A 22,742-nucleotide genomic window follows, 5' to 3' on the forward strand; every position below is an offset into this window, starting at 1 on the left:
TTTTTGTTGTCAACGGATTGTAATAATCGTTTTTACAATGTAATTCTGTTTACATCTTCTTGCAATACGTCCCTTCTACTTTTGCCGGCAAATAAATGTAACAAGTAATAAGGAATGGGAAACAAGTGTGAAACAGGCAATGTGAAGAGGTTTTTTCTTTTGTTGTTGGGGAGTTTTCTTTCGTTGTCTGCCTGGGCGCAGACAGGCGTTATTTGCGGAACGGTGTCGGATGCCAAATTCAAAGATGCGTTGATCGGTGCTTCGGTCGTGATCGAAGGGACTACGGTGGGGGCCATTGCCGACGTGGAGGGAAACTTCCGTATAGAGAATGTCAAACCGGGAAAATATACGATTGTCGCTTCTTATGTCTCTTATAAATCGGAAACCATTCGTGATGTCGTGGTGAAAGCCCATCAGGAGTCGGTGCTGAGAATCGAACTGTCCGATGCCGACCTGCAACTTCAGAATGTGGTGGTCGTGGCACAACGAAAGTTGGGAACGGAAACCGCCATTATCAATACGGTACGGAAAAGCCTGCCGGTCGTAAGCGGTATTTCAGCCCAACAGATCGGCAAGACACAGGACAGTGATGCCGCCGAGGTGTTGCGCCGTATTCCGGGGCTTACGATCGTGGATGACCGTTTTGTGGTGGTCCGGGGGTTGGCGCAACGATATAATAATGTATGGCTGAACGAGGCGACCACTCCTTCGAGCGAGACGGACAGCCGGGCATTCTCGTTCGATGTGCTTCCTTCTTCGCTGATCGACAATATGATGGTCTATAAGAGTCCGTCTGCCGAGCTGCCGGCCGATTTCTCCGGTGGTTTCGTGCAAGTGATGACCAAGAATATACCGGACGGGAATACCTTCAACGTATCTTACCAGATGGGATTTAATACGAATGCTACTTTCCGGAGTTTCCAGCTGACGGACGGGAGTTGGAAGGACTATCTCGGATTTGGGGCCGGGGTGCGGAGTTTGCCCTCTTCTTTCCCTTCTCATTTAGGGGATTATTCGACAGAGGAAGCCGCTGCCTTTACACGGCGGATCAACCAGAGGTGGGGAATCAGCAGGTTCACGGCTATTCCGGACCAAAAGATTTCGCTCACTTCACACCGCTCCTTCGATGCGGGCGACTGGAAGATCGGGAATATCGCGAATGTGAACTGGAGTACCGGCTACGATTATTCGGAGACGGTGAATAACAACTATATCGCCTATGATGTGGCGAACGATCTCTCACGTCCGCGCTTTGAGTACAACGATGTCCGCTATAAGAATACTTCCAAGTTAGGAGCCTTGTTCAACTGGTCGTTTATGAAAGGCGATCATAAATACGAGTTTCGTAACTTTTTCAGCCAGCGTGGTGTTTCCGCCCTGACACAGAGGGAGGGGATGAACTATTATTCTGACAAGGCGATCCGCAAGTGGGAATCCCTTTATACCGGACGTACGACCTATTCAGGGCAGCTTGGCGGCACGCATACGTTACAGGAGGATATCAACAAAGTGGACTGGACTGCCGGCTATGCTTTTGCTGCCTATCGGGAACCGGACCGCAAGATCGTCAATTCCATCCTCGACGAGACGAAGACGGACTTACCGAATTATTACGTCTCCGATCCGATGCGCTATTACCAGGACTTGAAGGATCACGGTATTTCGCTCGCTGCCAATTATGAACATAAGTTCACTGTATCCGACAAGTTCGCCCCTGTTCTTGACGGTGGTGTCTATGGAGAATATAAGAGTCGTACGTTCGATGCTCGCCGATTCGGTTACAATCTGTTAGGTAAAGGGTATGACCGATATGCCGATTGGGATTATACGGGGCTGTTCTGTGATGAGAACATTTCGGCAGACCGGATATGGATGCGTGAGACGACGACGAACAGTGACTCCTATACTTCCGAAAATATTTTGGGATCCGCTTATGTCTCTGCCAAGTTGAACTACGGGGAGGCGCTGAATGCCAATATCGGTGTCCGTATGGAATATTATAACCTTAAAATGGATGGTTACAGTTCAGACGGTACGACTCCTGTTCACTTGGATAACCGGACGAGCGATTTTTTCCCTTCCGTCAATATCTCTTACAACCTGTCTGCGAAACACCTTGTGCGTGCTGCTTACGGCCGTTCGGTCAACCGGCCGGAGTTCCGTGAGGTAGTACCATATGTATATTTTAATTTCGAGCGGGATGCGAATATTGTCGGTAATACCGAATTGAAGAATGCTTATGCGGACAATCTGGAGGTGCGTTATGAATTCTATCCGGCATCCGGCGAGATGATAACAATCGGTGCATTCTACAAACGGTTCAAGGATCCGATCGAGGAAACTTATAACGAGGCGGGTTCCGGTTTGCAATATACCTATCACAATGCGAAGAATGCCGAGACGTTCGGCATTGAGTTGGATATGAAGAAAAGCCTTGACTTTATCGGATTAAGAGGGTTGAGCTTGGTCTGTAATGCCGCCTATATCCATAGCCGTGTCCGCTTTGAGGAAGGAGCGCCTGAACGTGACCGGCCATTGGCGGGGCAATCTCCTTATCTGGTGAATGCCGGTCTGTTTTATCAGCACGATGACAAGGGAATCTCCGCTTCGCTACTTTACAACCGTATCGGGAAGCGCATCGAGTCGGTCGGTGTCCCGATGCAGGATCAGAATGAAGATATTCCCGACATATATGAGATGCCTCGTAATTCCCTGGATTTGACTTTTTCGAAGAAGATCGGTAAAGCTGTCGAGATCAAAGCTGGGATTCAGGATATGCTGAACTCTAAAATCGAATACAAACAGTTCGTGAAGTTGACGGACCAGAACGGCGGCAAGCGTGAACGTGAACAGCTGGTACGCAGCTACCGTCCGGGAGTGGATATTAATGTCGGTGTTTCCCTCAAGTTTTAAAGTGAATTAGAATATATCTCTATTACAAACAAAATGTTTTTATTATGAACAGATTTCTATTGAAAGGTTTGGCCTCTGTATGTGCGTTGGCCGTTATGTTTGGAACTGTATCTTGTAGTGATGATGACAAGCCTGATGGCTCTATAGCTGTATCGGCTGTTGCCGTAAGTCCTACGACTGCAACTGTCAAGGTTGGCGAGTCCGTGACATTGTCTGCCACCATTACTCCGGACGATGCAACGGATAAAACGATAACATGGAGTTCCTCCGATGAAAAGGTGGCAACAGTAGATGCCGGTAAGGTGACAGGGGTTACCGAGGGTACTGCTACGATCACCGCTACGACAAAAGATGGCAATAAGACGGCAACTTGTGCTGTGACTGTTTCTAATGATGCTCCGTCTTCCAAAGAAGTGATCTTGGAGGGAGAGATAACTTCCGATCTTACGCTGAATGCTGCAGATAAAAACTATATGAAAGGCTTTGTTTATGTAAAACCGGGTGTTACGTTGACAATCGAAGCAGGAACGGTCATCAAGGGTATATCTGTTTCTTCCGGTGAAAAGGCTGCCTCTTTGATTATCGAACCGGGTGCGAAGATCATGGCTGAAGGTACGGTTGACAAACCGATCGTCTTTACTTCCGATAAAGAACCGGGCAAGCGTGCGACGGGAGACTGGGGAGGTTTGATTATCTGCGGTAATGCTCGTGTAAACCAGACAAAAAGACCGGTTATCGAGGGTGGACCCGGAACGGAATATGGTAACACGACCTCCGATGAATTTAATGGTGAAAGCTCTGGTAAGTTGAAATATGTCCGTATTGAATTTGCTGGCTATCCTTTGGAACCCGACAAGGAGATCAACGGTCTGACATTCGGTGGTGTCGGTAGTGGTACGGAAGTGGAGTTCGTACAGGTGTCTTATTCTAATGACGATTCGTATGAATGGTTCGGTGGAACGGTCAATGCTAAGCATTTGGTTGCTTACAAAGGTTGGGACGATGATTTCGATACCGATTACGGCTATACGGGTAACTTGCAGTTTCTGTTGAGTGTGCGTGACAAGGACATCGCTGATACTTCCGACTCTAACGGCTTCGAATCCGATAATGATGCAAGTGGTTCTTCCAATACCCCGCTTACGAAGCCTGTCTTCTCCAACGTGACTTTGATCGGTCCGTTCTATGGAAAGGTTTCTGATATGACACAAGCCGAGGTTGAAGCAAAGACAGCCGATGCCGCTAATGGAGCCAAAGGAGGTAAATTCCAGGCTGCCATGCACCTGCGCCGTAATTCGAGTTTGAATGTCTACAACTCCGTATTCACGGGATGGCCTTACGGACTTCGTGCAACGGATAAGAAAGGTACGGCAAATGATGGTATCGCCGTTAAGAATGTAATCTTTGCCGGTATGTGGAAGAACTTCTACGATGACGAAAAGGTAAGCGAGAACTTCTTCAACCGCGCTGGTAACAATACTACTTTGGCAACCACCAACGAAATTATTTCAAAAGACGGTGACTATTCTTCTGTCGTTGCTTCTGCCGTACAAGGAGCCGAATTTGTTGATGAAGTCTTGAATAACAGCTTCTTTGAAAAAGTAACTTACAAAGGAGCTTTTGATGGAACAAACGATTGGACAGCCGGTTGGACGAACTGGGATCCTCAGAACACTGAATATTAAAAAGATGATAAAGAGATTATTATTGACATCAACATTATTGGCGAGTTCTGCCCTGGCAATCCAGGCGCAGGACTTGTTCCTTAGTGAAGGTCAGTATTATACGGACGAGTCTCAAACAACTCCTTACACTGGCCGCTATACCGAGTTTTACGATGATGGTATGTTGAAGATGGAGCTTTTCCTCAAAGACGGCCGTCCCGAAGGAACTTATGTGATTTACTATCCTGATGGAAAGATTGCGGAAGTCCGTTCTTATTATCACGGCATTTTTCATGGAGAATGGCGTACTTATAACGAAGCCGGGCAACTGACCGGTATTGCTTCCTATAAAGATGGGCAAAAAGACGGACCTTGGCGGGTGTGGAACGATAAAGGCATTCTTCGTTTCGAAATGTTTTATGCTAAAGGAAGGAAAAGCGGCATTTGGCGTACTTGGGATGATGATGGCAAGCTGTTGACGGAAGAGAAGCAAGAGGAGTAAGCGTGGGGATCACCATTGCATTCTGCGTAGGCATTGCAGTATTCCTGCAAAACTTATGCAGAATGCAATAAAAAGGCTATCGGTTCCCTAAATCGTCATACAAGGTTTGCAAGAGTGCCTTTCCTTTGCGGAGTCGCAAGTCACTGCCTTTTCGGGGGGCTTCGATCAGAGGTTTGTTCCCTTCGTTGTCATAGACGGATATACCGGTGCTGTCGATAAACCCGAATCCGTTAGAATAAGTATAGAATGCATATTCCGGATAATCGGGACTTAGGATGTTCCGGCTGAAAGTGAAAGTGTCGTGATCAATCCCTAACTGGTTCAATAGGGTGGCGGCAAGATCCGTCTGATTGGCTAATTTGTCAATCACGACAGGTTCTTTCACCGCACCGCCGACCCAAAGCATCGGAATATGGTAGCGGCGAGGTTCATAGTTGACCACATCTTTCGGATAAGGATATCCGTGGTCGGAAACGAAAATAACCAGCGTATTTTTCCATACAGGCAATTCTTTCAATTTGTCTATGAAGTTGCCGATACAACTGTCCGTGAAAGCAACCGAGTTCGGATACAGCCCCATTTCGTCCAACCGGTGGTAGGGAACTTCAAACGGTTCATGGCTGCTTAATGTCAGGAAAGTGCTGAGCCAGGGAGCTTGGTTGTCCCGGTTTTTGATGTCTTCGTACAGGTGGCGAAATGTCACATCGTCGTTCGCTCCCCATTTACTCAAGCGGCTGGTGAGCGGAAAGTCACGGTCTGCCGTGATCCGGCTGTAACCGGAACTGAAGAAATAACTCTGCATATTGGTAAAGTTGATATCGCCTCCGTACAGCATGTCGGCAACATATCCTTCGTTTGTCAGAGTTTTGGCGATAGAGGGGAGTGTTTGGCTTTTTGCCGGATACTTCATGATGGAAGTGGTCGGCTGTGCCAAATATCCGTTTAACACCGAAACGATTCCTCTGTCTGTCCGGAACGAATTGGCATACATGTTTGTGAAAAGTACTCCTTCCCGACTCAATCGGTTCAGGTTAGGCGTGATGATGGAATCTCCGCCGACCGCTCCGATCGCGTTTGCCGAGAAACTTTCCATCAGGATAATCAATATATTCGGTCGTGAGGTATTGAGAAGGGATTGCAGAGGCTTTTGCTGTAAATCTGCATCTGCGGGATTCGTCCCTTTGTGTCCCCGCGTCGAGTGCGGAGACAAAGTATCCATTACCTCCTTCCTTTCCTCTTCCGGGAAAAAATTGAACTGTGCCGCAAAATCCTGTTGCTTGCTAAGTGAAGCGATCAGGCTGAAACAAGGATTGATTGCCGAATGGTTGAGGAATTGGTTTTGGCTGAAATATACCATCCCCACGTTCGCCGTCGAAGTCGTTACGCCTCCTCGTATCGGAATGAAGAGTATCCCTCCTGACAGGATAATGATAAGGCTTCCGCCCAATCGTTTTCTCACCTGTGTTTCTGGGAAGAGCGGAACGATAAACCTCTTCAACACCCAATATATCCCGAAAGCATATACGGCGAACATCAGCAATTGGGCAAAGAATTGCCCCAGCGGTACACTTGCCATCGCATCGCCGGGTGATTGAAGATAGAAGAAAAGAGTCGCATCCAGCCTGAATCCCCAGTAGCCGTATAAAGCCACATCCACGGAAAAGATCGCTGCGATCAATACCGCCATGATTCCGAAATATCCTTTCAGCAGTTTCCTGTAAAAAGACCCCGGCAACCATACCGAAACTAACGTCATCAGCAAAGGTAACGCCGTCAGATAGCCGGCTATCGTACAGTCCAACAGTAACCCGTGTGTAATTACCTTAAGGTAATCGATTAGCGAACATCCGCTCGCTAAGGCATGGTGGTACAGCATAAACACAGGCTTCTGGATTGCCAGTAGCGGTAACCACATGAAATATAGGGCAAGGAGAAAGAGGATTCTTTTTTTCATATACAGGGAAGGTATCGGAAAAAGAACCAGATATGTCATCCACATATCTGGTTCTTTTTCTGGAAAGTTATCGATGCTTGTTTATTTATAAAGCTTTTCTCTCAGCTCGGCAACCATCGGATCGGTAATATAATCGTCGTATTCCATTATACGGTCGATGATGCCGTTCGGAGTCAGCTCGATGATGCGGTTGGCAACCGTCTGGATGAACTCGTGGTCATGGCTGGAGAACAGGATGTTTCCTTTGAATGACTGCAATGTGTTGTTGAACGCTTGGATGGATTCCAAATCCAGATGGTTGGTCGGCGTGTCGAGGATGATACAGTTGGCATCCGTCAACATCATGCGGGAGATCATACAACGCATCTTTTCACCTCCGGAAAGTACACTCACTTTCTTCAACAGCTCTTCGCCGGAAAACAGCATACGTCCGAGGAAGCCTTTCAGGAAGACCTCGTTCGTGTCGGGCGAGAACTGGCTCAGCCAGTCGATCAGGTTATAATCCGAGTTGAAATACTTGGAGTTGTCGAGCGGCAGATAGGTCGTCGTGATGGTTTGTCCCCATTGGTACGTTCCGGCATCGGCCTTTTCTTCTCCGTTGATGATTTGGAAAAGGGCGGTCATCGCACGCGGGTCGTGACTGATAAATACGATCTTGTCGTCTTTCTCCACGTTGAAGTTGAGGTCCTGGAAAAGGACTTTCCCGTCGATGGACTTTGTCAGCCCCTTTACTTCCAATATCTGGTTGCCCGGTTCGCGGTTGGGCGTGAACAGGATACCCGGATAGCGTCGTGAAGAAGGCTTGATCTCTTCGATGTTCAGTTTCTCCAACATCTTCTTGCGGCTGGTTGTCTGTTTAGACTTCGCTACGTTGGCACTGAAACGGCGGATGAACTCTTCCAATTCTTTCTTCTTTTCTTCCGCTTTCTTATTCTGGTTCTGCTGCTGGCGGAGTGCTAACTGGCTGGATTCGTACCAGAAGCTATAGTTTCCGGCGAACATCTGCAGTTTACCGAAGTCGATATCTACCGTATGCGTACAGACAGAGTCGAGGAAGTGACGGTCGTGGCTGACAACCAACACGGTGTGTTCGAAGTTCGCCAGATAGTTTTCAAGCCACATGACGGTTTCAAGGTCGAGGTCGTTGGTCGGCTCGTCCAGCAACAGGTTATCAGGCTGTCCGAAGAGGGCGCGTGCCAGCAGGACACGTACTTTCTGCTTACCGCTCATGTCCTTCATCAGCGTGTAGTGGAATTCTTCCGCGATACCCAAGCCGCTCAAGAGGGCGGCGGCATCACTTTCGGCATTCCAGCCTTCCATCTCGGCGAACTTCTCTTCCAGTTCCGATACGCGGATACCGTCGGCATCGCTGAAATCAGGTTTTGCATACAGGGCGTTTTTCTCGCTCATCACCTCCCAAAGGGTGGTGTGTCCCATCAACACTGTGTCCATTACGGTGTATTCATCAAATGCGAAGTGGTCCTGACTCAATACGGAAAGGCGTTCACCCGGTCCTAAAGACACTGTTCCGCGTGTAGGATCCAGCTGTTTGCTGATAACACGGAGGAATGTTGATTTACCGGCGCCGTTAGCCCCGATGATACCGTAGCAGTTGCCCGGCGTGAACTTCATATTGACATCCTGAAACAGGATACGTTTTCCGAACTGTACGTCCAGATTGTTAACCGTTATCATATCTTATATACCTATTAATTTGCTTTTGAATGGGCAAAGGTACGAAAAATATCGCAAACCCATAGCTTTATGGATACTAACGCATAGGGTTAGCTTCTGTAAAGCTATGGGTTTGTTATTCCTTTCTGAAGTTTTATTTATACAATCCTTCTCTTGACAGCAGATGCTCCAAGTTGGCTACTCCCAGCGTCACGATCGCCATTACTGTAGCGGCATGTTCCTGATATTCCGGGATGCTTTTGCTGTAAGTGTCGCGTTCGGTGTGCCAGATCTCACCGTAGTTGAAGTTGTATCCTTTGATGTCCTTTTCGTTGAAGGCGATGGCCGGGACTGCTTCGACAGCAAAAACGGATGCATCCGTACCGGCAGGTTTGGCAGGTTTGGTGAATGGGCCGGCTTCTTTCACTTCGAACGGATAGTCGGGATGGATCTTCTTGACGGGCGCGCATATCTTCACGAAGTCCTGATACATCGCTTTCGGAACATTGAGTCCGACGGGAGGTGTCGGGCCTCCGTCGCGGTTGAACAAGTTGGAGATTTTATCTAACTTATCTTTATTGGCTTTCACCCAGGCTGTAGAACCTAACAATCCGAATTCTTCGCCAGCAAAAGCACAGAATAACATCGTCCGTTTAGGCTTCGCACCGGATTTCATGATCATGCGGGCCGCTTCCATCACCGGAGTAACGCCGGAACCGCAGTCCACGCCACCTGTCGCCACGTCGAACGCATCCAGATGACCACTCGCCATCACATACTCGTCCGGATATTTACAGCCTTTGATCTTACCGATCACATTATAGTATTTTACCGGTCCCATACGAAAATGGTTACGGATATCGAACTCAAGGAAGAAGGTGCGGCGTTCCTTTACCATTTGCTTGATGGCCGCATACTGGTGTTCGTCTAACTTGATGTCGCAGACGTCCGGCAGGTTGTCAAACGTGAAAGTCGGATCGTGTATGATTGCCTTGTCATAGAGGGCACGCAAAGGGACGGTGGCCGATTGGATAAAACCCAATACGCCGGCTTCGCACATCTGTTTGTAGAACAAGGCCGGGACATCCTCTTTCAATGGCAGTAGCGGGGTGTTGGTATTGTTGCGCCAGTTATCCTCCATGATCTGGCGGTTCTTTTTGGCCGTTTCGTTGTTTTCGGCAATGGTGGCAGCACGGATGGAGTCGCCTTTGGCGGAACGGTCGACCGGCCAGCCGACATTCTTCCCGTTGATCAGCACCCACGCCCCTTTTAGTTGTCCTTTCATGCGGTCGAACTCGCTTTGGGTAAGCGGTTCCTGTAAGACATGTCCGCGTTGTACACCCTTTGTTCCGGCGGTGTAGGAGGGAGTGACGAAATGCAGTTCCATCCCGTTTTCTCCCAACAGTTTGCCGAACCACGGTCCTCGGTTGAAGCCAACCGGCAGCGTGCCGGCCTCTTGTAGTTCTACTTCCAGTCCCCATTCCGTAAATTTCGAGGCAACCCATTCAACTGCATTATCGTATGCGTTCGAGCCGATCACACGGCCGCCGATGCGGTTGGTGAGTACATCTAAATGATCCATCACTTGATTATCCGTTTGACCGATTTCGATGATTTTGTTTACAGCTGCGTCCTGTGCCGTGACCGAATGAACAGTCATGCAAGCCATCGAAGCCCAAATAAGTAAAGTCCGTTTCATATTGTGTGTTTTTATGGTAATGCAAATTAAGATATAAAAAGTGTCTGCTCCAAATCTCCGTAAAGGTAAAAGTAGGCTTCAGGCAGGAATGACAACGTGTGTAAGGTCCCATTGTTATCTTCATCACGTTGCCGTTTAGGTTTCTTAATAAGGTAAATGCGAGGTGTATTCTTAGATTATACTTACTTTTGTATTTGAAACAGAAATAGGAATATGATATTTTACTTTACTGGAACTGGAAACTCTCTTTGGGTGGCAAAGGCTCTGAGTGAGGCGCTGGGAGAACAGTTGGTTTCAATTGCAGAAGAACTGCATAAGGAAAAGGATGGTTGGGGCTATCCGGTTCGTCCGGATGAAAAGATATTGTTTGTCTATCCTGTGCATTCCTGGGGACCGGCGGTGTCTGTGACCCGTTTTATCTCTCGTCTGACTTTAAACGGATATACTGGACAATCGGTCTATTCCATTTCTACCTGTGGAGATGAATGCGGATATACAGATCGACTGATCGGGAAAGCTTTGGAAAAAAGAGCGATATCGCTAACGGCAGCATACTCTGTCATTATGCCGAACAACTATATCTTGCTGCCTGGTTTCGATGTGGACGACAAAGATGTGGAGGAACGGAAACTGCAGGATGCCCCGGCACGTGTGGCCGAGATTATCGAAGCGATCCGGGAGCATGGGCAGGACGCTTTGTATCATACAGGAAGCATGCCCGGTTTGAAAAGCTACTGGATTTATCCTCTTTTTGCCCATCTGGCTATCGGAAGTAATTCTTTCCGGGTGACGGATGCTTGTATTTCCTGTGGGTTATGTGAACGGATTTGTCCGACCGGAACGATCAGCATGCAGGCAGGGAAGCCTGTTTGGACGGATACCTGTGTGCAGTGTGTCGCTTGCATCCACCGCTGTCCGGTTCGTGCGATCGAATATGGAAAGGGAACGCTGAAAAAAGGGCGATATCATCACCCTGAGATTAAATAATAAACGAAACAGATAAAAATGAAACGATTAGTAGCGACAGCCCTGGTGGCCCTGATGTTGGCGAGTTGCCAGGAAGCACCGAAAGGTTATGTGATAAATGGAGAAGTGACCGGCAGGACGGAAGGGAAAGTCTATCTCAAGTCCTTCCGGAATAAGATGTTTTTTGATGTCGATACGGCAGAATTAAAAGAGGGAAAATTTACTTTTAAGGGAGAAGTGGATCAGCCTTTATTGTTTGGTCTGGCAACAGAAGATATGAATTATCCGGTTCAGTTCTTTGTCGAAAATACGAATATGGATGTGAGGATAAGTAATGACGGCGAAACGATTACGGTCCGTAATTCTCCTGTCAATACAATCTTTCAGGAGAATGCCGAGAAGGTTTTTGAAGAAGGGTATGACATAGACAGTCTGATCACCAAGTATCCGGCTTCGCCTGCCGCCGCTTTTTATCTGTATCGTTACTTTACTTACCAGTTGCCGCTGGATGAACTGAAAGCGACTCGTGCCAAGATTTCTTCCGAACTGGCCGGTTGCCCGTATGTAAAAGATTTGGATGGTATTATCAAGCAGTTGGAAAATGTGCAGATAGGGAAGGTGGCTCCTGAATTTTCGTTGCCAGATACGGCGGGAGTATCTGTTTCGCTTTCTGATTTCAGAGGTAAATATGTACTGTTGGATTTCTGGGCATCCTGGTGTCCTCCTTGTCGTCGCGAGAATCCGAATGTGGTAAAGGCGTTTAATGAATATAAAGATAAAAACTTTACGATTGTGGGGATTTCCCTGGATAAGGATAAAAGCAAGTGGATGAAAGCGATTGCCGACGATAATCTGGCTTGGACACATCTTTCCGATTTGAAATATTGGGATTCGGAAATTCCGGCTCTTTACGGGGTTCGTGGTATTCCGGCCAATGTCCTGCTGGATCCTGATGGAGTGATTGTCGCTAAAAACATAACTGGCGAGGATTTGCACAAAAAACTGAAAGAAGTAATCAAATAAACGATGTGGAAGTACGGTTTTCAGACTTTGTTCCTTCTTTTCTGTCTCTGTCTTTCGGCGACAGAAAAGAAGGATTTCGAAAAAGCGGAGCGTGAACAGTGTCCGTCCTATTACAGTTGCCGATTGGCAAAAAGAATGGCAGCGGATTGAGTCTATTATCCGTTCTATGGAACTTTCCTTGCCGGATTACGATGCTCATCGCAAAGAAATAGAAGACCGTTTGGATAGGGGAGAATATGTGGAACATCACAGCAAGGTTTTCGAAGAATCCTATTCGCCGCATTATCGTATAATCAGCAGGCAAATATTTGAAAAGGAGTTACGGCCCTTGCTGTGAAAAAACGAGTTTACTCTTCGTCTTCCGGATCCTCGAAGTCAAACTCGAAATCAAATCCATCGTTCATCATCCCCAGATCGGTAAACTGCTCCAGTTCGCGACGGTCTTTCTTGGTCGGACGGCCTAAGCCGCGTGCACGGTCTACGAATCCGGATATGCGGTTCATTTCCAATATTTCGTATTGGTCGGGAGTAGTGACGTTTTCCAGATAATCAGGCACCAGTTTGGCTCCCATACGGCGTTCTGTTAAATCGAGTACCTTGAAGGAAAAGGTGATAGGTGGCTTTCGTACCTGAATCACTTCTCCGACTTTGATCATACGGGAAGGTTTTACATTGACTCCGTTTATCATCACCCTGTTTTTCTTGCAAGCCTCGGCTGCTATGGTACGTGTCTTGAATATGCGGGTGGCCCACATCCATTTGTCTATACGGACTTCATTCATAAACTGTAGACAAGGAACTATTATTTATTTATTATTGTATTGGTTCATTGTATTCTGTACGCCGGCCAGGCAGAAGCTTTTGATGATTTCTACCGCCCGTTTTATCTTTTCCGGCATTTCCTGGAGCTCTTCCGGTGGGAACTTGCCAAGCACATAGTTGATCTGTCCTCCACGAGGGAAATTACTGCCGATACCGAAACGAAGGCGGCTGTATTCTTGTGTGCCTAACAACTGTTGGATGTTTTTCAATCCGTTGTGTCCGGCATCGCTGCCTTTCGGTTTCAGGCGGAGTGTCCCGAAGGGGAGTGCCAGATCGTCCACTATGACTAACAGATTCTCTACCGGAATGTTTTCTTTCTGCAACCAGTAGCGGACGGCATTGCCGCTCAAGTTCATGAATGTGTTCGGCTTCAGTATGATCAACTCACAGTTCTTGATACGCATCCGTGCGATTGCACCGTAACGTTCTTCCGTGAAAGGAACTCCGGCATCTTCTACCAATGCATTTACAACGCGGAATCCGATGTTATGGCGGGTTCCTAAATATTCGGAACCGATATTTCCAAGTCCTGTTATCAGATATTTCATTGTTATGTTGTTTTTTAGTATATAACAAAGGGAAGAATACTCTGTTGAATATTCTCCCCTTACATTATTTAGGAATAATAATTTTATTATGCCTTAGCCTGAGCACCACGAGCGGCACGAGTCAACTGAACGGCGCAAACAACAGCGTTCTTGGCGTTCATCAGTTCAAGGCCTTCGAAGTGTAATGCACCAACCTGCATAGTCTTGCCTAATCCCAGGTGATCGACATTGATAAACAATTTCTCAGGAATTGCTGTGTAAAGGGCTTTTACCTTCAACTTTCTCATCTGCAAGTTCAGTTTACCACCGGCTTTAACACCTTCGGCGTGACCTTCCAGAACAACCGGAACTTCCATTACTACCGGTTTGTTTTCTGACACTTCCAAGAAGTCCATGTGCAGGATAGCGTCGGTTACAGGCTGGAACTGGATATCTTTAACGATAGCCATTGTCTTCTTGCCGTCAATCGTCAGTTCAACAACAAAAATTTCAGGGCTGTAAACCAAGTTACGAACACTGTCTTTTGTGATGGTGAAATGAGATACTTTTTCGCCGCCGTACAGTACAGCAGGAATTTCGTTGTTTTTACGCATAGCTTTCAAAGCTCTCTTCTGGTCTGCAGAAGTAGCGGCTACTTCTCTTGACTTTCCTTCTAATTGAAATGTCTTCATTTTGTTTTAATTTTTGTGTTACTCAAAATTAGATGTTTATGCTTTCTAATTTCCCATCACACGTACGGGGGTTAAAAGCGGTGCAAAGGTACGATTTATATTTATATCTGCAAAATCTTGTCTGCATGAATTTTCAGTTTCATAGGCATGAAACTGAAATTCCCTCGGCATGGAACGGAAGTTTCATAGGCATGGAATAGGAGTTTCATCGGTATGAAACTAAAAGTGCATGCCGGTTCAGAACCGGATTCCTTTTTGCCGGAGCAAGATTTCCGTATCGTCCCAAAGTTGTTTTTGCTGTGCATGATGCCGGATGCGTTCTGACACATTCCTCTTTTTGCAATTGGCATAGCAACAACCGTTTCTATCTTTCGCCTCATCCGAAAGAGCCAGATGGATGGCGGTCGCCGCGCCTTGGACCGGTGTTTTGATAAAGGGGCGGAACAAGATATCGGTAAGCGGGTCGAACCAGGCTTGCATCGTGATCATGTTCGTACTGACGATTCCTGGGTCTGAGGCATTTATGGTAATGCCTTGGTTTTGCAGTCGTTCGGCAAGTTCTTGGGTGAATAATAACAACGCCAGTTTGGTATTGCTATATACTGGAATGCGGAAAAAGCGTCCGTTCCTTCCTTTTTCAAAGAAGTCCGGTTCGATCCGGCCGATGGCATACGTGCAGGACACTGTATTTACAATACGGCATCCTGGTTGCATTAATGGTAATAACTGGCGGGTGAGCATGTAGGGAGCCACATAATTGACGCTTACGATTGTTTCCAGCCCGTCTTCTGTTTTGCGTACCGGAGTTGTCAGGATGCCGGCATTGTTCATCAAGCGGCTGACGGGACGTCCTTCTTTTAATAATTGACCGGTGAAATTGTTTACGGATGAAAGGGAAGCGAGATCGATTCTTCGCACTTCTATCTGGGTGTTACCGGTTTCTTGCTGGATCCGGTTACATAGGGAGGCTGCTTTTTCCGGATCGAGGCAAGCCATAATCACCGGATAGCCTTCTTTTGCGAGGGCTGCCGTGATTACTTGTCCCATGCCTCCGTCGGCACCGGTTATGATGGCTAATCCTTTTTCCATTACTTATATTCTAATTTCTCTATTTCTTTGACAATGCTTTTGGGCAAGTTCTGAATATGTTTGTGGCATGCCATTTCGATGGAATACATGCGGGCGATGCAATAGTTGCTATGTCCGCAGTCACAACGGGCATGTTTGTCTTCCTTCATCTTGTTTACGAATGACGGATCGTTCAGCAAGGCACGTGCCATACTCACGAATTCGAAACCGTCGTTCAAGACCTCGTCTATCTTCTCGCGTGAGATCAGACCGCCTACATAGACAAGTGGCATTTTCAATGCCGCCCTGAATTTTAGGGCATCTTCCAGGAAGTAAGCCTCTTTGAACGGCTCAGACGGGATCATGAACCGTCCTGCCATTTTGACTCCGAGCGGTAGCCAGCCGAAAGGCATATAATGCGTCATCGTATGAATCGGCATGGAACCCCGCATCACATACATCGGGGCACGGCTGACGAAGCCACCGCTAAGGATCAAAGCGTGTGCCCCGCATTCGTTCTGCAGGGTACGAGCCACTTCAAGTGTCTCATCAAGCTCCATTCCTCCTTTGAAGCCGTCGCGTATATTCATCTTTACCAACACTGCCATATCCTGACCGGCAGCTTTCATCACTTCGTCCATGCACATTTTCATAAAGCGCATCCGGTTTTGCAAGCTACCGCCATATTCGTCTTTCCGATGATTGGTATAGGGAGAAAGAAACTGGCTGATCAGATAGCCGTGACCGGCATGTATTTCCACTGCATCCATTCCGGCTTCGCGCGCCAGATGAACTGCTTGTCCGAACGCTTTTGCCATAGCTGTGATTTCGGAAGGTTTCATTCCACGGACAAGGGTAGGGGAATAGATATTGAAACCGCTGGATGCGGAGATAGGCCTGCACCCGCAGATGTTTTTGTGAGACATGTTTCCGCAATGTCCGAGTTGTACGGAGGCAGCCGCCCCTTCTTTGTGGATGGCATCGGTGATGTGTTTTAATCCGGGGATGATATCTGGGCGCATCCAGAGCTGACGTTCGAAAGAAAGTCCGCTTTGCGTAACAGCCGCATAGGCCAAAGTCGTCATACCGATCCCGCCGGAGGCAACCGATTTATGGTAGTCATATAACATGTCGGAAGGCGCGTTTCCTGGGCACATGCTTTCAAATGCAGCCGCCCGTATCGTCCGGTTTCTCAGGGTCAACGGCCCGATTTTACCGGGAGTGAACAGTATAGATTCTTTTTCCATATCTATTATGAGTTAATCATTCAATATATAAAAGGAATAACCCGTTTACGGTTTTCCAGTTCGTTACCAAACATCGCTTTGTATTTATGATAGATGGTGTTTGCGCGAGGTACAAGGTTTGCAAATGTCCACCAAGCGAAAACAGCTCCGCTTGCACTCCAGGTCAGGATTGCAAATCCGCACCATTCCACGATTTCGCCAAAGTAGTTGGCTGATGTCACATATTTGAACAGGCCTTTTTTAGGCAGATAATGGTTCGTGTCGCCAGGCTTTCTGAGGTGGCGGACAATATGGTCTGACTGGATATTGATTGCCATGCCGGTGAAGAACAAGATTGTCCCGACTATAAATTGAGGGCTGTGCAGCCAGCTTTTCGTATACATATCCTGCGGTGCTAAGTAGAAAATCCATTCTCCCTGCATATAACCGTTCAGGAGGTTAAAGGTGATTCCCATAAGCATGATGCCTGCCGGCATTTTACTTTTGCCTTTTATCAACAGAGGAAAAATAAAAGATCGTTGGAAATAATGCAGTTCGAAGAATAAGAATATCAGGAACGGTACTGTCTCGAACTGTCGTTCCGATCCGTTCCATAACAAAAACATGACGATAAAAACCGGCGCTTCCATGCAAATCCAAGCAATCTTGTTCGGTATCGGAAGTCCCCATTTTTTATCGAACAACATTCCATAACCGGCTTCGACGAAATAAAGGGCTATGAAGACTATGGCGGCGATAGCTGCCATAACAATTAGAAATAAGGTGAAATGTTCAGTTGTCATTTTCGCGTGTTGATAATTTATAACCTTTTCCGTGAACGTTTATTATTTTGATGGTAGGATCATCTTGCAATAGTTTGCGTAATTTGGTGATATAAACATCCATGCTGCGGGCGCTGAAATAGTTATCGCTTCTCCATATGATCTGCAGGGCGTGCATCCTGTCTACCATATTGTTTGCGTGTTGGCACAGCAACGTAAGCAAATCGGCCTCTTTGGTTGTCAGCTTGGTTGTTTTGCCTTCTATGGACAAGATCTGTTTTTGCAAGTCGAATTTGAATTTTCCGAAAATATAAGTCCTGACCTCTTTCTTGCGTTGGGGCTGGTAACGGCTTTGTACTGCTTTAATCCGGGCTTGTAAGATATCTGTGTCAAGAGGTTTGCGTATCACATCGTCTGCATGGAACGAAAACAGCAATGCTATTTCTTCTCTCGTCGGATGTTCACACAAGAAAACGACAGGGATGATATTTTCCGAACTTTTGATCATGGCTGCCAATGTCCGTGTTTCTTTCGTGTCTATATCGTGGTTGATAATACAGAGTGTGAAATTTCTGGAAAGGAATCCCTCATATGCCGCTTCTTCCTGGTCGAATACTTGTGAGTTGTATCCAATAGCTTTTATATAGTCCTGGATGACAACTCCCTGATTATAGTCTTTGCTGAAAATGAGAATGTTAAAAAGATCGTTCATTATGTTATTAAATTGTTTTTTCGATGTTCCAGACAAAAGCACGTAATCCTTGCGCTTCCGTCTTCTGATCCATCTGATGAAGTATCTCCAGGAAATGGTCGACTTTTTCGTCATCGACCATTGCCAGGATTGCCGAGTTCAGTGTCGGCCAGGCATGACTTCCATAATGGGGCTCGCCGGTCTTACTTCCACGTCCCTGTACTTCGTTCCAGTATGTGAAGCCCCGGATATTGTTTCGGTCCATCACATTCAGGATCATTTCGTAATATGCTTGATTAAATGATACAAATATAGCTTTCATATTAACTTATTCCTAATTATTATTTATTCTTTTTTAGAAGATATTCCATTTTTTGCGATCTTGCGGCGTCTGCGCCGGACTCCGTTTCCGGCAAATACACTGTATACGACCGGTACGATTATCAGGGTGATCAATGTTGACACCGAAAGTCCCCATGCAACCGTCATACCCATCGAACGCCACATTTCCGAGCCTTCGCCTGTTCCGACAGCCATCGGGATCATACCCAATACGGTAGTCAAAGTGGTCATCAATACAGGGCGGAGGCGGGATTTTCCGGCAGTCACTACTGCGGTTAGGATTCCCATTCCTCTTTCCCGGCAGAGGATCGTGTAGTCGATCAGCACGATACCGTTCTTAACAACGATCCCCATCAGCATAATCAGGCCGATCAATGCCATAACGCCCAATGGGGTCTGTGTGATTGCCAGTCCCAAAATTATACCGGTGAAGGCGAAAGGAATGGAGAACATGATTACGAACGGGTCTGTCAGCGATTCGAACTGAGCGGCCATTACGATAAATACCAAAATGATGATCAGGACCATCAGGATTGTCAGGTCGAAGAAGGTGTCCATCTGGTCTTCGTACGTTCCTCCTAACTGCCAGCTGACATCCGAAGGTATATCCATTTCCTTCAGTTGATTCCGGGCAGCTGTTACGATATCGCTCATGGCTGCACCTTTTCCGACTACTGCCGATACGGTGATGACACGTTCACGGTCTTTGCGTTCAATGGTCGGAGGCGTCATTCGTTCTACTACTTTACCCAGGTCGCGGATACGGATTCCCTGACCGGCATTGTTATAAACCAGGATATTCTCGATGTCTTCAACCGACTGACGGAATTCTGGTGCGTAGCGTACTTTTATATCATACTCGTCACCGTCTTCGCGATATTTGGAAGCGGTAGAGCCGTTGATACGGTTACGCAAAGCCATAGCAGCCGTTGTGATATTCAATCCGTTGATCGCCAGCTTTTCCCGGTCGAAATCAACTTGATATTCGGGTATGTAGTCCTCACGGCTGATGTTGACTTGTGAACAACCTTTTACCTTACGCATCCTTTCGGCCAGTTCGGCGGCTACGGCATCGGTCCGGCCGAAATCGAAACCATAAATCTCGATGTCGACAGCGTTCTGTCCGCCCATACCTTCTTCCTGTCCGCCTTCGATCACCTTGAAGGTCTTGATCTCCGGATATTTTGCCAGGTCCTTACGCATCTCTTCACAGATTTCAACCATACCGCGTTCACGATCGCCGACACTCAGCATATTGATGTAATAGTCGATAATATGTGTTCCGTTATTACTCAATTGAGCCCAGGTATTATCGGAATCGGCTTGTCCCTCAGTGAAGTTACTGGTTTTTATTTCCGGATATTTCTGTCGGAACAGTTCGTCGATTTCAAGCGCCAGCTTACGGGTGATATCTTGGCGGGTTCCGACCGGTAACTCGATGTGAACACTGATCTGTGCGTTATCCTGAGTCGGGAAGAATTCCGTCTTGATAGTTGGAACCAATAGCATACTTCCCGCAAAGATCAAAGTCGCACCGAATATGACCGTTTTCCGGTGGCGTACTGCCCAATAAAGAAAACTGGAATAGCCACGGTCCAGCGCATCCAATGCCTTTTCGATCGGTGTGAAGAACAAGGTGTACAAGCGGCCTTTTTTAGGATTCTGCCTGAGTAGTAGAGAACTCAACATCGGAGTCAGGGTCAAAGCACCGACTGTCGAAACGATCATGATGATACTGACGATCCACCCCAACTGTTTGAACAGAATACCCGCCATACCTGTCACCATTGTCAGGGGCAGGAACACGGCCAACATGGTCAGGGTTGAGGCGATTACAGAGATGGCCACTTCGTTTGTAGCATGTACGGCCGCTTGTTTTGGGGCACTACCTCTTTCGATATGGGTAGTAATGTTTTCCAGCACCACAATCGCGTCATCCACAACCATACCGATAGCAATAGAGAGTGAACTCAGCGAGATAATATTCAGTGTATTGCCGGATGCAAGCAAGTAAGCGAACGAGGCTATCAACGAGATCGGAATGGTCAGAATAATGATAAACGTTGCTCTCCATCGTCCGAGGAATACGAACACCACTAACATAACGATAATGAAGGTGATGAAAATGGTTTCTTTCAGACTGTCGATTGTATTCAAAATGTTAGTGGAGGTATCCATGATTACCCCTAACTTGACATCTGAAGGAAGGCTTTTTTGAATTTCCGGCAACTTCTGATGAACCTTCTTGGCTATGTTCACCGAGTTGGCTCCCGATTGTTTTTGGATAACGATCATGCCGCCTTTTTTACCGTTATTGTAAGTCTCTTGGGCACGCTCTTCGATGCTGTCTTCAATGCGGGCAACATCACGCAGATAGATAGTCTTGTTATCTTTATGACCGATCACAAGATCGTCCATCTGATGCGCATCCGTAAATTCACCTTGTACACGGAGCGCATAGGCGTTGGAACCGATATCCACGCTGCCGCCTGGAGTGTTCCTGTTTTCCTGTGCGATGATAGCGGATATTCCTTCGATTGAAACTCCGTATGCTTCCAGTTTGTACGGATCACAATAGACTTGTATTTCACGTGCCGGCGTACCGGAAATGGAAACCGCTCCTACACCGCTGATACGTGCAAGCGGGTTCGATACCTTATCGTCCAGAATCTTGTATAGGGCGTTCGTGCTCTCTTCCGCCGTAACCGAAAGGATGATAATCGGTATATCGTTCGTCCCGAATTTGAAGATAATGGGATTGTCCACATCATCCGGCAGCATTGGCTCGGCAACGTCCAGTTTATCGCGCACGTCGTTTGTCGCCACATCGATATCCGTACCATAGTCGAATTCTAGTGTGATGATTGAAATGTTTTCACGTGACTGTGACGTGATGTGTTTCAGGTCGCTGACACTGTTCAGCACGTTCTCCAACGGTTTGGAGACGTTCATTTCGATATCCGCAGCGCTGGCGCCGGCATAGGAGGTCATGACCATGATCGTGTTTGTCTCGATCTCTGGCAGCAGGTCCACTGATAATCTGGTTAATGAAAAAAGACCGAAGATCACGATTGCCACAAAGACAAGGGCAGTCGTAACCGGCTTTTTTACCGCTGTTGCATATAAGCTCATAGTGTTTGTCTCTTACTTTTCGATTTCTACTTCCATTCCGTTGTTTAGGCGGCTTTGACCGGATATTACAACCTGGTCGCCACTGTTTACCCCTGAAATGACTTCATATTTGTTTCCCATACGGCGTCCTAACTCCACTTTCTCGTAGTAAACTTTACCGTCTTTGTATACATATATATAGCGGTCTCCTGCACCGGACTGTTTTACGATGGCGAGATCCGGAGCGACCACATGGTTTTGTGTTCCGAAACCGATCGTCACGCGGGCGAACATCCCCGGACGGACACGTTCGTCATTGTTGTCGATTTTGATTTCGACAGGGAATGTGCGTGTATTCGGATCGATAGTCGGGTAAACCAGGCTGACTTTTCCTTTGAAAACTTCGTCTCCGTATACATCTAACCGGATGTCGACATCTTTTCCCTTTTTTACTTTCGTGAAAAGACTTTCGGATACGTTGATCAACAGTTTGACCGGACGAATCTGTTCTACGGTGAAGATCGGCGAACCTCCGCTATACATATCGCCGCTATCATAGTTGCGGGCAGTGACGATACCGGTGATCGGACTCAATAACTGTGTGTTTTCCTGCAAATTCTTGTAGGTCGCACGGCTTACGTCTAATTGTGTTTTCTGTGCATCCCAGGCTGATTTGGAAGCACCGCCTACTTTGTACAGTTCATCAATACGTTTGAACTCCAGTTCCTGGTTATCCAATTGTATTTTTGTCTGTTTGAGGTTTGTCTCATCCATCTTGACCAAGAGTTGACCTGCTTTTACATGATCGCCGACTTCTGCAAACAGTTTCTCTATGCGCACTGGGTTTTGTGGGGCGATGTTATTCGAAATATTGGCTTCTACTGTTGCTGTAAATTCACTGATCTGCTCCACATCTTGTGCGGAAACAGTTTCTATTCTCACAATGGCTTTGTTGCTGACGGTTTCCGTTTGTGCCGAATCTTTCTTTTCCCCTGAACAGGATAGCAACAAAGATAAAATGAAGAGTGATATAAAGTGTTGTCTTTTATTTGTTTCCATTTTGTGATATTTTTATTCAATGTCTAT

Annotated in this window: 19 protein-coding genes; 6 read left to right on the forward strand and 13 right to left on the reverse strand. The window is 46.9% G+C overall.

Translation table 11 applies throughout. From position 1 onward, the window contains the following. Positions 1-114: 114 nt before the first annotated feature. Genes KTG12_RS10590 through KTG12_RS10600 form a run of 3 tightly spaced genes read left to right on the forward strand, consistent with a single transcriptional unit; the run spans position 115 to position 5,079 of the window. Positions 115-2,913, forward strand: a complete 2,799-nt coding sequence (locus tag KTG12_RS10590; RefSeq protein ID WP_138273289.1) for a TonB-dependent receptor — start codon at positions 115-117, stop codon at positions 2,911-2,913. Positions 2,914-2,957: 44 nt separating this feature from the next. Further along, positions 2,958-4,598, forward strand: coding sequence for an Ig-like domain-containing protein (locus KTG12_RS10595; protein ID WP_155143870.1), 1,641 nt, complete (start codon positions 2,958-2,960; stop codon positions 4,596-4,598). 4 nt (positions 4,599-4,602) lie between these two features. Continuing rightward, complete coding sequence (locus tag KTG12_RS10600) at positions 4,603-5,079, forward strand: toxin-antitoxin system YwqK family antitoxin (RefSeq protein WP_005641198.1); 477 nt, start codon at positions 4,603-4,605, stop codon at positions 5,077-5,079. A gap of 76 nt (positions 5,080-5,155) precedes the next feature. Here the strand turns inward: KTG12_RS10600 and KTG12_RS10605 are convergent, their stop codons facing one another. The 3 genes from KTG12_RS10605 to KTG12_RS10615 all read right to left on the reverse strand — a co-directional run bounded on the left by KTG12_RS10605 (position 5,156) and on the right by KTG12_RS10615 (position 10,406). Further along, entirely contained in the window at positions 5,156-7,033 is a 1,878-nt protein-coding gene (locus tag KTG12_RS10605; RefSeq protein ID WP_138273285.1) for an LTA synthase family protein, read from the reverse strand. A gap of 81 nt (positions 7,034-7,114) precedes the next feature. Then, positions 7,115-8,728 (reverse strand): ABC-F family ATP-binding cassette domain-containing protein, encoded by a 1,614-nt coding sequence (locus KTG12_RS10610; protein WP_046451992.1) that lies wholly within the window; start codon positions 8,726-8,728, stop codon positions 7,115-7,117. A 133-nt stretch (positions 8,729-8,861) separates the two neighbouring features. Continuing rightward, the gene (locus tag KTG12_RS10615) at positions 8,862-10,406 is read right to left on the reverse strand and encodes a M28 family metallopeptidase (protein WP_155143872.1); all 1,545 of its coding nucleotides are present in this window, start codon (positions 10,404-10,406) and stop codon (positions 8,862-8,864) included. Positions 10,407-10,619: 213 nt separating this feature from the next. Here KTG12_RS10615 and KTG12_RS10620 point away from each other — a divergent pair, with 213 nt between their 5' ends. From KTG12_RS10620 to KTG12_RS10630, 3 genes are all read left to right on the forward strand, one after another. Next, complete coding sequence (locus KTG12_RS10620) at positions 10,620-11,393, forward strand: EFR1 family ferrodoxin (protein ID WP_155143876.1); 774 nt, start codon at positions 10,620-10,622, stop codon at positions 11,391-11,393. Between the two features lie 18 nt (positions 11,394-11,411). After that, positions 11,412-12,395 (forward strand): TlpA disulfide reductase family protein, encoded by a 984-nt coding sequence (locus tag KTG12_RS10625; protein WP_005641190.1) that lies wholly within the window; start codon positions 11,412-11,414, stop codon positions 12,393-12,395. Positions 12,396-12,486: 91 nt separating this feature from the next. Next, entirely contained in the window at positions 12,487-12,732 is a 246-nt protein-coding gene (locus KTG12_RS10630) for a hypothetical protein (protein WP_022322239.1), read from the forward strand. Between the two features lie 10 nt (positions 12,733-12,742). Here the strand turns inward: KTG12_RS10630 and KTG12_RS10635 are convergent, their stop codons facing one another. From KTG12_RS10635 to KTG12_RS10680, 10 genes are all read right to left on the reverse strand, one after another. Further along, positions 12,743-13,177, reverse strand: a complete 435-nt coding sequence (locus tag KTG12_RS10635) for an RNA-binding S4 domain-containing protein (RefSeq protein ID WP_005641185.1) — start codon at positions 13,175-13,177, stop codon at positions 12,743-12,745. Positions 13,178-13,201: 24 nt separating this feature from the next. Continuing rightward, entirely contained in the window at positions 13,202-13,765 is a 564-nt protein-coding gene (pth, locus tag KTG12_RS10640) for an aminoacyl-tRNA hydrolase (protein WP_005641182.1), read from the reverse strand. 86 nt (positions 13,766-13,851) lie between these two features. Then, complete coding sequence (locus KTG12_RS10645) at positions 13,852-14,436, reverse strand: 50S ribosomal protein L25/general stress protein Ctc (protein ID WP_005641179.1); 585 nt, start codon at positions 14,434-14,436, stop codon at positions 13,852-13,854. Positions 14,437-14,673: 237 nt separating this feature from the next. Then, positions 14,674-15,525, reverse strand: a complete 852-nt coding sequence (locus KTG12_RS10650; protein WP_138272955.1) for an SDR family oxidoreductase — start codon at positions 15,523-15,525, stop codon at positions 14,674-14,676. Continuing rightward, positions 15,525-16,751, reverse strand: coding sequence for an NADH:flavin oxidoreductase (locus KTG12_RS10655; RefSeq protein WP_155143878.1), 1,227 nt, complete (start codon positions 16,749-16,751; stop codon positions 15,525-15,527). The genes KTG12_RS10650 and KTG12_RS10655 overlap by 1 nt, the downstream gene beginning before the upstream one ends. Positions 16,752-16,771: 20 nt before the next feature. Next, positions 16,772-17,533 carry a DUF1295 domain-containing protein gene (locus tag KTG12_RS10660; protein ID WP_005641171.1) on the reverse strand — a complete coding sequence of 254 codons (762 nt, stop codon included), beginning with the start codon at positions 17,531-17,533 and terminating at the stop codon, positions 16,772-16,774. Then, complete coding sequence (locus KTG12_RS10665) at positions 17,523-18,224, reverse strand: response regulator transcription factor (protein ID WP_022322393.1); 702 nt, start codon at positions 18,222-18,224, stop codon at positions 17,523-17,525. Before KTG12_RS10665 ends, KTG12_RS10660 begins: the two co-directional genes overlap by 11 nt. A 7-nt stretch (positions 18,225-18,231) precedes the next feature. Then, positions 18,232-18,525 carry a PG0541 family transporter-associated protein gene (locus KTG12_RS10670; protein ID WP_005641168.1) on the reverse strand — a complete coding sequence of 98 codons (294 nt, stop codon included), beginning with the start codon at positions 18,523-18,525 and terminating at the stop codon, positions 18,232-18,234. Positions 18,526-18,548: 23 nt separating this feature from the next. Then, on the reverse strand, positions 18,549-21,677 hold the full coding sequence (locus tag KTG12_RS10675) for an efflux RND transporter permease subunit (protein WP_046451997.1): 3,129 nt from the start codon (positions 21,675-21,677) through the stop codon (positions 18,549-18,551). Between the two features lie 12 nt (positions 21,678-21,689). Continuing rightward, positions 21,690-22,715, reverse strand: a complete 1,026-nt coding sequence (locus KTG12_RS10680; RefSeq protein WP_005641164.1) for an efflux RND transporter periplasmic adaptor subunit — start codon at positions 22,713-22,715, stop codon at positions 21,690-21,692. Between the last annotated feature and the right edge of the window lie 27 nt (positions 22,716-22,742).

This window comes from Parabacteroides sp. MSK.9.14 (assembly GCF_019041495.1).
GTDB classification, from domain to species: domain Bacteria; phylum Bacteroidota; class Bacteroidia; order Bacteroidales; family Tannerellaceae; genus Parabacteroides; species Parabacteroides merdae.

Excerpts from the sequence above, each read along its gene's own strand:
- KTG12_RS10590 (WP_138273289.1), top strand. The coding sequence starts at position 115 with ATGGGAAACAAGTGTGAAACAGGCAATGTGAAGAGGTTTTTTCTTTTG.
- KTG12_RS10595 (WP_155143870.1), top strand. The coding sequence starts at position 2,958 with ATGAACAGATTTCTATTGAAAGGTTTGGCCTCTGTATGTGCGTTGGCC.
- KTG12_RS10600 (WP_005641198.1), top strand. The coding sequence starts at position 4,603 with ATGATAAAGAGATTATTATTGACATCAACATTATTGGCGAGTTCTGCC.
- KTG12_RS10605 (WP_138273285.1), bottom strand. The coding sequence starts at position 7,033 with ATGAAAAAAAGAATCCTCTTTCTCCTTGCCCTATATTTCATGTGGTTA.
- KTG12_RS10610 (WP_046451992.1), bottom strand. The coding sequence starts at position 8,728 with ATGATAACGGTTAACAATCTGGACGTACAGTTCGGAAAACGTATCCTG.
- KTG12_RS10615 (WP_155143872.1), bottom strand. The coding sequence starts at position 10,406 with ATGAAACGGACTTTACTTATTTGGGCTTCGATGGCTTGCATGACTGTT.
- KTG12_RS10620 (WP_155143876.1), top strand. The coding sequence starts at position 10,620 with ATGATATTTTACTTTACTGGAACTGGAAACTCTCTTTGGGTGGCAAAG.
- KTG12_RS10625 (WP_005641190.1), top strand. The coding sequence starts at position 11,412 with ATGAAACGATTAGTAGCGACAGCCCTGGTGGCCCTGATGTTGGCGAGT.
- KTG12_RS10635 (WP_005641185.1), bottom strand. The coding sequence starts at position 13,177 with ATGAATGAAGTCCGTATAGACAAATGGATGTGGGCCACCCGCATATTC.
- pth (WP_005641182.1), bottom strand. The coding sequence starts at position 13,765 with ATGAAATATCTGATAACAGGACTTGGAAATATCGGTTCCGAATATTTA.
- KTG12_RS10645 (WP_005641179.1), bottom strand. The coding sequence starts at position 14,436 with ATGAAGACATTTCAATTAGAAGGAAAGTCAAGAGAAGTAGCCGCTACT.
- KTG12_RS10650 (WP_138272955.1), bottom strand. The coding sequence starts at position 15,525 with ATGGAAAAAGGATTAGCCATCATAACCGGTGCCGACGGAGGCATGGGA.
- KTG12_RS10655 (WP_155143878.1), bottom strand. The coding sequence starts at position 16,751 with ATGGAAAAAGAATCTATACTGTTCACTCCCGGTAAAATCGGGCCGTTG.
- KTG12_RS10660 (WP_005641171.1), bottom strand. The coding sequence starts at position 17,533 with ATGACAACTGAACATTTCACCTTATTTCTAATTGTTATGGCAGCTATC.
- KTG12_RS10665 (WP_022322393.1), bottom strand. The coding sequence starts at position 18,224 with ATGAACGATCTTTTTAACATTCTCATTTTCAGCAAAGACTATAATCAG.
- KTG12_RS10670 (WP_005641168.1), bottom strand. The coding sequence starts at position 18,525 with ATGAAAGCTATATTTGTATCATTTAATCAAGCATATTACGAAATGATC.
- KTG12_RS10675 (WP_046451997.1), bottom strand. The coding sequence starts at position 21,677 with ATGAGCTTATATGCAACAGCGGTAAAAAAGCCGGTTACGACTGCCCTT.
- KTG12_RS10680 (WP_005641164.1), bottom strand. The coding sequence starts at position 22,715 with ATGGAAACAAATAAAAGACAACACTTTATATCACTCTTCATTTTATCT.